At 52.5% G+C, this 9,278-nt stretch carries 9 protein-coding genes; all 9 read left to right on the top strand.

Annotated elements, in window-relative coordinates; translation table 11 throughout:
• The first annotated feature begins 258 nt into the window (after positions 1-258).
• Complete coding sequence (locus M0P74_17120) at positions 259-2,130, top strand: TRAP transporter permease (GenBank protein ID MCK9365310.1); 1,872 nt, start codon at positions 259-261, stop codon at positions 2,128-2,130.
• Positions 2,131-2,162: 32 nt separating this feature from the next.
• Positions 2,163-3,059, top strand: coding sequence for an NAD(P)-dependent oxidoreductase (locus M0P74_17115; protein ID MCK9365309.1), 897 nt, complete (start codon positions 2,163-2,165; stop codon positions 3,057-3,059).
• Between the two features lie 430 nt (positions 3,060-3,489).
• Positions 3,490-4,302 (top strand): 3-keto-5-aminohexanoate cleavage protein, encoded by an 813-nt coding sequence (locus M0P74_17110; GenBank protein ID MCK9365308.1) that lies wholly within the window; start codon positions 3,490-3,492, stop codon positions 4,300-4,302.
• A gap of 86 nt (positions 4,303-4,388) precedes the next feature.
• Positions 4,389-6,056 (top strand): hypothetical protein, encoded by a 1,668-nt coding sequence (locus M0P74_17105; protein ID MCK9365307.1) that lies wholly within the window; start codon positions 4,389-4,391, stop codon positions 6,054-6,056.
• A 96-nt stretch (positions 6,057-6,152) separates the two neighbouring features.
• Complete coding sequence (locus tag M0P74_17100) at positions 6,153-6,539, top strand: MarR family EPS-associated transcriptional regulator (protein ID MCK9365306.1); 387 nt, start codon at positions 6,153-6,155, stop codon at positions 6,537-6,539.
• 343 nt (positions 6,540-6,882) lie between these two features.
• Positions 6,883-8,064 (top strand): DegT/DnrJ/EryC1/StrS family aminotransferase, encoded by a 1,182-nt coding sequence (locus M0P74_17095; protein ID MCK9365305.1) that lies wholly within the window; start codon positions 6,883-6,885, stop codon positions 8,062-8,064.
• A 79-nt stretch (positions 8,065-8,143) separates the two neighbouring features.
• Positions 8,144-8,509 carry a MarR family EPS-associated transcriptional regulator gene (locus M0P74_17090; GenBank protein ID MCK9365304.1) on the top strand — a complete coding sequence of 122 codons (366 nt, stop codon included), beginning with the start codon at positions 8,144-8,146 and terminating at the stop codon, positions 8,507-8,509.
• Between the two features lie 191 nt (positions 8,510-8,700).
• Positions 8,701-8,925, top strand: a complete 225-nt coding sequence (locus M0P74_17085; GenBank protein MCK9365303.1) for a DUF2281 domain-containing protein — start codon at positions 8,701-8,703, stop codon at positions 8,923-8,925.
• A partial coding sequence (locus M0P74_17080; protein ID MCK9365302.1) for a type II toxin-antitoxin system VapC family toxin occupies positions 8,925-9,278 on the top strand: 354 nt, incomplete at its 3' end. The genes M0P74_17085 and M0P74_17080, both read left to right, overlap by 1 nt.

The raw sequence follows: 9,278 nt of genomic DNA, 5'->3' as shown, positions 1-9,278 counted from the left end.
TTTATAAAAAGGCCGATTGGGCCACCCCGGAAAATACCATGAAATATGCGGTGGCTCCCCTGCATCCGGGAGCAGTCAAGTACTATAAGGAAAAAGGCGTGGCCATTCCTGGAAGATTAATGCCGAAGTGAAATGCGTATTAAGAAAGGGGGCCGGCTGCATCCTTCTCAGGGCCGGTCCCTGCGGCATGATCAGGCAATGAGGCATGAGACATAATCGTCCATGTTTTCGAAATACCAAGGAAGGGATGTCTATATTATGGATAATCTCAAGCACAAATCGCTTGTCGTCAAACTCATCCTGGCAATCAGCATCGCCATGGTGCTTTTTCATACGATCACGGCGGGATTTACGATGCCCACTGCATTTTTGCAACGCGGCATCCATCTGACCTTTGTCCTGGTGCTTTCTTTCTTAACAATCCCTTTTCGAAAGCGCCCCGACAAAAAAATAACGTTTCTTGATTGGTCTCTCGCCTTATTGTCGCTTGCCGTTGGTCTTTACATAACGATTTTTTACGAGGATATTCTCTACCGTATGGGAATGCTGACCACGGTTGATATCATTATCGGCTGGATCATAATCTTCCTCGTCCTGGAACAGGCAAGGCGCGCTACCGGAAATGTCCTGGTCATCATTTCTTCGCTCGCGGTTATTTACCCTCTTGTCGGCAACTATATCCCTGGGATACTGGGCAATCGAGGCTATGGATTTGGCCGCGTAGCGTCACAGATGGCAATGTCTCTGGAAGGGATATTCGGCGCCCCGTTGGGTGTTTCGGCAGAGTACATCGTACTGTTCATTTTTTTGTCATCGCTTCTCGGTCAGTGCGGCATGGGGGAATATTTGCTCAAGCTCGCGCTTTCAGTGACAGGCAGATTTGTCGGAGGACCAGCTAAAACGGCGGTGGTGGCAAGCAGTCTTTTCGGGACAATCTCGGGAAGTGCCGTGGCAAATGTTGTGGGAACCGGGACTTTTACGATCCCCATGATGATTCAGCAGGGTTTTCCGAGGCATTTTGCCGGTGCGGTGGAAGCAACAGCCTCTACCGGGGGACAGCTCATGCCGCCCATTATGGGAGCTGCCGCCTTTATCATGGCTCAGATACTGGGCGTTTCGTATGTCACAGTCCTCGGTGCTGCGGTTATTCCGGCTCTCCTATATTACTGGTCCATTTTCGTGGGTGTTCACTTTCATGCACTGAAATACAATATGAGGCCGCTCTCCGCTGAAAATATACCGCCTTTTTTCAAGACTCTGCGAGAGGGAATACATTTTCTGATACCGTTGATACTTTTGCTCATTCTGATGGTTGTTGTCAGATACACCATCAACAAGGCAATTTTTTACACGATCGTGGCAACGTTCATCGTGACTGCTTTCAATCCAAAGACCCGCATTACCTGGGATAAATTCAAGGGCGCCTGTCTGGATACGGGAAAAAACGTCATTACCGTAGCCGGCGCTTGCGCGGCGGCCGGACTCGTAGTGGGAAGCATCACGATGACCGGCATTGGCTTCAAGTTATTTTCACTGATCATGGGGATTTCCGCAGGCAGTCTGATTCTGGCCCTTATTTTTATCATGATTGCCTCGACAATTATGGGGATGGGCGTTCCCACTACCGCTTCATACATTATTGTTGCGGTGACGGCGGCGCCGGCTCTTACAGATATGGGCGTTGCTCCGCTGGCTGCCCATATGTTTGTCTTTTATTATGCAATCCTTTCCGCAATAACCCCTCCCGTAGCTTTGGCGGCGTTTGCGGCAGGCGGAATAGCCGGTGAAAATCCCACGAAGATCGGCTGGACTGCCGTAGGGCTTACCATAAGCGCCTATCTCGTCCCCTTCGCTTTTGTTTACAATTCTGCGTTATTGGGATCGGCGCCGATTCTGGAAGTACTTGAAGTGACAATCACTGCCGCGATCGGAGTTACCGCCGTTGCAGCCGCGTGGACGGATTACCTGCTGACTCGTCTCGGCTGGTGGCAGCGTTTGCTGTTTGCCTGTGGCGGGGTTCTCGTCATTATTCCTGAAATGAGGACGGATATTCTGGGGCTGGGCTGTTTGCTTATCGGACTGGCAGCCAATATACTAGCCAGAAAACGATTGCGCGCAGAAACCGCATAATACTGAGCATGAAGATTGGAGGAGTTTGAGGCATGAAACCGAAGATCGGTTTTATCGGGCTGGGGGCGATGGGCAGAGGCATGGCCTTGAACATACTCAGGAAAGGTTTCCCCCTGCGTGTCTTCGATGTTGACAAACAGGCAGTGCAACGCCTCGTTGAAGCTGGAGCAACCGCCGCTGCTGATTTACAGGCTGTTGCTGAATATGCGGACTGGATCATCCTTTCTCTTCCCGATACGGAAGTTGTCAGAACAGTGCTCTGGGGGGAGGCGGGCCTCGCGTCTCGCCTTTCCGGCGGCCAGATCGTGATCGATTGCGGAACAACCCATCCTCTGGCGACCATGGATTTTCAGAAGCGCCTCGCGGAATCGAAAATAGACTTCGTTGATGCGCCCGTATCCGGCATGGAGCAAAGAGCTTTGGAGGGAATGTTGACGACCATGGCGGGAGGCTCCCGCGACATTTTCGACAAGGTAAAGCCCGTACTGGAAAGTTTCAGCAAGAATGTCGAGTACATGGGAAGCGCCGGTTGCGGACAGCTTGCCAAGGTCATCAACAATGTCTTCTTCAATATCTCCTGCGCGGCTGTCGCCGAACTTTTGCCGTTAGCCGTAAAAATGGGTCTCGACGCCGAAAAAATCGTTGAGGTTGCCGGAAGCGGGACGGGCCAGAGCTTCGCGCTCAATTTCTTCGGACCGCTGATTCTCAAAAGAGACTTTGGACAGGGCTATCCAATGAAGAAGGCCTACAAGGATATGTCATCCATCATGGAGATCATGAATGCCAATAAAATACCGATACCCGTAACCCAGGCGGCCCTCACGACCTACCAGTTGGCCTTGAATCAGGGATTAGGAGATGAAAGCAAGGGGGCGATGGTGAAAGTCTGGGAAGAAGTGCTCAATGTCGAGGTCAGGCAATCACGATAATCCCTAACCCGGACGAGCCGGAACCAAAAATATGACCCATATTTTAAAAGTCGGAGGCAATTGCAAAACCATTTGTCATTCCCGAATGTCTCTATCGGGAATATGGTTTTTCAAGCAGTTAGAACCAGATTCCCGCTCAGAATCGTTGCGGGAATGACAAGAATGGGGAGTTTTGCAATTAGCTCGTCGGATTAAAAAATAATCTCAGCAATTACTTTACAGCAAATGGTTTGCACAGGTCATGAAAAATATCTTGCCAAAAACTCGATCAACTTTACGGGTTAGTGACTAACGTCTGCTTCCGGGTCTGCTTTTTTAGAAACATTCCCGGCCAGCGCTTGCGAGAAATCCGGGCAGTAATCTTGGCAGGGTGCGTTACCCTATTTAAGTGACACAGAATTTTTCCCCCGCAGCAAGAAAGGCGGCGTTTATGAAAAAGGTAGTAATAACCATTGCCCCCACGGGGAATGTCCCCACAAAAAGGCTCAATCGCCATGTTCCGATTTCACCACAGGAGATCGCCGAGGATATTTTTAAATGTTATCAGGCAGGTGCGACAGTCGCCCATATCCATACAAGGGACAGCGCCGGGAACCCGACAACAGACACTGTTATTACTGCGGACATTATCAGCAGGGTGAGGGAAAAATGCGATATTATCATTCAGCTCTCTACCGGCGCTCGCGGAGGGAACGGCCCGGAAAGGGGCGCCTGCATAGACTTGAAACCCGACATGGCCAGTTTGGCGACCGGATCATCCAATTTCTCCGCCTCGGTAAACAGCAACTCGCCGGAGTTGATTGAGTTCCTTGGGAAAAAGATGATCGAAAAGGGGGTAAAACCGGAGATTGAAGCTTTTGACGTCGGAATGATTACCAATATCGGGTACTATCTTAAAAAAGAGGCGGTAAAGCCGCCGCTGCATTTCAATCTGGTGATGAATGTGCCCGGTTCCATCAGCGGAACGCCGAAAAACCTGCTTAATATGGCAGAACAGCTTCCCCAGGGCGCGACGTTTACCGTAACGGGAGTCGGAAAAGCCCATGTGGATATGATAACTATGGGGGCATTGCTGGGGGGGAATATCCGGGTCGGATTGGAAGATGTTTTGCTTTATTCCGATGAATCAGGGGAACTTGCCTCCAATGTCATGCTGGTGGAAAGAGCGGTAAGGATTGTCCGTGCCTTGGGGCGTGAAATCGCTACCGTACAGGAAGCCAGGAGCATGCTGGGATTATCGTAAAACCATAGATTCCGCAGTCTGAAATACGTTGCGTTCTTTGCGGCTTTGCGTTAGAAAGCAAACAATATTGCTAACGTGGAGTTGCTATGTTAAAGAAATTTATGGTATTTTTTGTAGCGTCGGCGCTGTTTTTCCCAAAATTTGCAGTCTTTGGCCTCGACAGTCAGCGCGCCCCGCAGCATTTCCGGAGTGAAATGAATTTTCTCTCGCCGACCGTTTCGCCGGAGACGGTTGATCTGGGGTCATTGCGCCCTGGGGAAGAGGCGCGGGGTGTCTTCCTCACAAAAAAGACGGAATCGGTCAACCCGGAGTGGTTTGTCGAGGCCCCGGAGGGCTGGCAGACCGTTGAAGAGCATAACCTGCCCGGGTTGATCGGGGAGGCGCCGGCGTCTCTTTTGGTCAGCCTGCGCTATCAAAAGGTCGTGAGCCGCGACGATAAAAAATACGCATCCCTGCTGCTGCGGATGGAAGCAGGCGGCCGTTCGGTTGCCTTCAGTCGCGAGGCCCCGCTCGGCGGCCTCCAGGAGACGCTGCAATTCAATTATGTCGGCGGGAGTCAGAAGGTTTTTTTTGCGGCCCGGTTGACGGAGCTTTCCCCCAACCCGATGCTGGCGCTCGACGCGCGGCGGATCGATTTCGGAAAAATCAGAGCCGGGGAGGCCGTTTCGAAGCGGCTCCATCTGACCAACAAGGGTAAGCAACCGCTGCAATGGAAGGTGCGCATCGCGGGTGCGAGCGATGAACCGCTGCAGACCAGGTATGTTTCGTTCCGCCGCATTCTCGCGGAGGCGCCCACCGTCCTGAGCGGGATTCCGCAGGAGGGGCTGGAGCTGTCCGGGAACTGGGAAAAGGAGGGCGGCTATCCCGCCGGGCAGGGGGAGCAAAGTTTTCTAAAATACCAGTTTACCGGCACGGGCATCAGCCTCTTTTTTTGGGTAGCCCCGGAAGGAGGGCCGCTCAGTGTCTCTCTCGACGGCCGGTTTGTAAACGTCATAGATGGATATGCCGCGGACCGGCAGTGGGTGGAAATCCTGCTTGCCGAAAACCTGCCGGACGGCCCCCATGTCCTGACAATTGCGAGCGGCGCCGGGAAGGTGACGTTTGAAGGGGCCGGCGTTTTCGGCGGCCGGATCGGCAAGGGGCCGCGCGGCTGGGTGAGCGTCTTTCCGGACAGCGGCATGACGACGCGGGAGACCGATTATATCAACATTTCCGTCAATACACGCGGTCTTTTGCCGGGCATCTACGGGGACCGCCTCCTGTTTTCCTCGAACGGCGGCGACGCCGATCTGCAATTTTTCCTGGAAGTGGCGGCGGATAAGCCCGCCCGCCTGCTCGATGTGCACCGCTATTCTGCCGGCGCCGACAGCCTTTTGACCTCCGCCCCGCAGGCCGAGACGGCCCGCATCAAGGCACGCGGCTACCGCTATGTCGGCCTTGCCTTCCGCCTTTTTGCCCCCGGAACCCCCGGCACGACCGATTTCTACCGCTGGTTTAACCCGACTACCGGCGACCATTACTACTCCTACAATCCCAATGGCGGCAAGCCTCTTCCCGGCTACATCTTTGAGGGCTCGATCGGCAGCATCGGCACCTCGCGACTGACCGGGGCGCGGGAGCTCTACCGCTGGTTCAACCGCAATACCAAACATCACTTCTACACGACCGACCAAAGCGGCGAGGGCATGGCCAAAAAAGGCTTCCAGTTTGACGGCATTGCCGGCTTCGTCGCGGGGGGCAGGTCTTTAAATTAAGTGTTTTTCGTTGAATGACCCCCCAACTTTTCCTTGACACGCGGCGAATAATTCATTAAAACCAAACCTCGTTCAAAAATAGAACCAAGGCTTTCAATGGCAAATTCATGGCAACCAAAACTTGACTGTGAAGAAACACTCGACATTCTTCGGGAAATATCCGCCAATCCTTATGTGACACAGCGGCAAATGTCCGCACGGACCGAGATCAGCCTTGGCAAGGTCAATTTCCTGATCCGGGCGTTGATCGAAAAGGGGCTGGTCAAGACCGAAAATTTTCTGACCTCGGAGCACAAGGCGGCCTTCATCTACCGCCTCACGCCGGCGGGGATCGAGGAGCGTGAGCGGATCACCGTGCGTTTCCTGCGGAAGAAGTCCGAAGAATACGAAAGATTGAAGGAAGACATACGCCTGCTTGAGCAGGATGTGGCCGCGGCGGATGGGCTTTCCGGCAGCCGCGACGGGTTTCAGTCAGCCGGATAGATAACATGTGATAAATTATCGTTTCCATTGCTTAAATTTCCCCACTTGACATGCCTGCATGTAATCCAGAGGGCGGAGCTGTACCATCTCACACTCGCAATAACGCTTAATTTAAAAACCTGAGGTAATTGCAAAACCATTTGTCATTCCCGCGCAGGCGGGAAAGCGAAGCTTAATGTTCATAATCTATAAGTTCCCGAAAAGACCAGATTCCCGTTTTCACGGGAATGACAATTAACAACATTTCGGGAGAAATTCAAAGGTCTCAAAGCGGAAAAATGAAGGTAAAGGAAGCTCTTTTTTAAAATCGATCTATAAGGTAAAGGAGCAGGCGGAATAACCAATGGATTTTATCGATCTTAAAACCCAGCAAAAGCGAATCAAAGAGACACTGGATGCGAATATCCAGAAGGTTCTGGCGCACGGCCAATACATCATGGGCCCGGAAGTCAAGGAACTGGAAGCGAAACTGGGTGTCTATGTTGGTGCAAAACACGCGATCAGTTGCGCTTCCGGGACGGACGCCCTTCTCATGGCCCTGATGGCCTACGGTGTCGGCCCGGGCGATGCGATCTTTACAACGCCTTTCACGTTCCTCGCCACGGCTGAGGTCATCAGTCTTCTCGGGGCCACACCGGTCTTTGTCGATATCGATCCCAAAACCTACAACATAGACCCGGAAAAGTTGGAAAAAGCCATCATCGCCCTCAAATCGAATGATTCTTCTCTCCACCCTTTGCCTAATAATAACGTAAAACTTAAAACGGGAAACGTAACACTGTCTCCCAAAGGCGTCATCCCCGTCGATCTCTTTGGCCTGTCCGCCGACTACGATGCCATCAACAAAATCGCCAAAGATCACGCCCTCTTCGTCATCGAAGACGCCGCCCAGTCCTTCGGCGCTGAATACAAGGGCAGAAGGGCAGGGGCCTTGGCCGATATCGCCTGCACCTCCTTCTTCCCGGCCAAACCCTTGGGTTGCTACGGCGACGGCGGAATGTGCTTCACCGATGACGATCAATTGGCAAATATTATGGAATCCATCCGCGTCCACGGCCAAGGCTCGGATAAATACGACAATATCCGGATAGGCATCAATGGCCGGCTTGATACTCTCCAGGCAGCCATTCTCCTGGCCAAATTCGCAATCTTCCCGGAAGAAATAAATCTGAGGCAAGAGGCAGCCCAACGCTACACCTCGCTTCTAGCTGCCAACTCCTCGCTCCTTACCCCTCACATAGCCGCAGGCTGCAAGAGCGCCTGGGCGCAATATTCCCTGCTCGCGAAGAATGAAGCGCAGCGGGCGGCGTTAATGGATCAACTCAAGGCGGCGGGCATTCCCACAGCGATCTACTACCCCAAGCCCCTGCACCTGCAGACAGCCTTCGCGTTCCTGGGTTATGCGCCGGGGGCATTCCCCGCGAGCGAAGACGCCGCCAGCCGGATCTTCAGTATTCCCATGCACCCATACCTTCAAAAAGAAGATCAAACGAAAATTGCAGAAATCATGAGGAGCGCTTGCTAATTTCCCAAACTTTTCCTTGACAAGGGGAGGGGGAACGATTAGAAGCGAGCCTCGTTCAAAAAAGTAACCAAGGTCGGCAATGAAGAATTCTGTATATAAAAAGCTCGGCGGCGAGGAAACGCTCAATCTTCTGCGGGAAATCTCTGCAAATCCGCGCATTACGCAGCGTCAGATGTCTTCCCGGCTTGATATCGGCTTGGGCAAGGTAAATTACCTCATTAAGGGGCTGATCGAAAAGGGGCTTCTCAAGGTGGAGAGTTTCTGCACGTCGGAGCACAAGGCCGCCTACATCTACCACCTCACGCCGGCCGGGATTGAAGAGCGCGCGCGGATCACCGTGCGTTTTCTGAAAAAGAAGTCCGAGGAATACGAGCGATTGCAGGAGGACCTCCGTCAGCTCGAAGTTAATCCCGTCGCGGCACAGATACTCGCCGACGGAAATTAGGGACAGAGCCCCATTTTCCGTTTCCTTGAGAGCTTTGAGACCTTTGAAAAACGCCCCTTCTTTGTCATTCCCGCGCAGGCGGGAAAGCGAAGCTTAATGTTCATAATCTGGTCTTTTCGGGAACTTACAGATTCCCGCCTGCGCGGGAATGACAAAAGGGTATAGATTTTCAAAGCTCTCGAGGTGCAATCATGAATATAGTAGAAAGACTTTATAATGTGACCAAAGAACTTCCTGAACCATTGCTGGGCGAGCTATTGGACTTTGCCGAAACTTTAAGACAAAGAAAATCGCAGGGGAGGCTAACGGAGAATATCGCTCAACGTATTCACCAACGTTTCGCAAACTTAGAGGGGGAAGGATTGCCGATCCCGGAACGGCAGTTATCGCGCATGCCTCCCCAGTGGGAGCGTTGATGGAGCAGACGATATTGTTGGATACTAACGTTTTGTCCGAGCTGATGCGTCCGCAGCCGGATGTTCGTGTATTGTCGTGGTTTGGTTTAAACACTGAAGTCGGGTATTACATTTCTGCTGTTACGCAAGCTGAAATCCTGTTGGGTATTTCGCTGCTTCCGGCAGGTAAGCGTCAAAGCGGATTGGCGGATGCTGCCGCTGAGATGTTTTCTGAAGAGTTTTCGGGGCGCTGCCTGCCATTTGACGAACAGTCTGCGAAAATTTATGCAGAACTGGTTGCAGCAAGAACACGTGCCGGTCAGCCTATCAGCACGGAGGACGCACAGATTGCCGCTATTGCGTTGTCCAACCAT

This window comes from Syntrophales bacterium (genome assembly GCA_023229765.1).
Classification (GTDB): Bacteria; Desulfobacterota; Syntrophia; order Syntrophales; family UBA5619; genus DYTH01.
Note: the sequence above shows the minus strand (reverse complement) of the source record. Positions and strands in the feature narration are given on the sequence as shown.

Excerpts from the sequence above, each read along its gene's own strand:
- M0P74_17115 (MCK9365309.1), top strand. The coding sequence starts at position 2,163 with ATGAAACCGAAGATCGGTTTTATCGGGCTGGGGGCGATGGGCAGAGGC.
- M0P74_17085 (MCK9365303.1), top strand. The coding sequence starts at position 8,701 with ATGAATATAGTAGAAAGACTTTATAATGTGACCAAAGAACTTCCTGAA.
- M0P74_17100 (MCK9365306.1), top strand. The coding sequence starts at position 6,153 with ATGGCAAATTCATGGCAACCAAAACTTGACTGTGAAGAAACACTCGAC.
- M0P74_17105 (MCK9365307.1), top strand. The coding sequence starts at position 4,389 with ATGTTAAAGAAATTTATGGTATTTTTTGTAGCGTCGGCGCTGTTTTTC.
- M0P74_17095 (MCK9365305.1), top strand. The coding sequence starts at position 6,883 with ATGGATTTTATCGATCTTAAAACCCAGCAAAAGCGAATCAAAGAGACA.
- M0P74_17090 (MCK9365304.1), top strand. The coding sequence starts at position 8,144 with ATGAAGAATTCTGTATATAAAAAGCTCGGCGGCGAGGAAACGCTCAAT.
- M0P74_17110 (MCK9365308.1), top strand. The coding sequence starts at position 3,490 with ATGAAAAAGGTAGTAATAACCATTGCCCCCACGGGGAATGTCCCCACA.
- M0P74_17120 (MCK9365310.1), top strand. The coding sequence starts at position 259 with ATGGATAATCTCAAGCACAAATCGCTTGTCGTCAAACTCATCCTGGCA.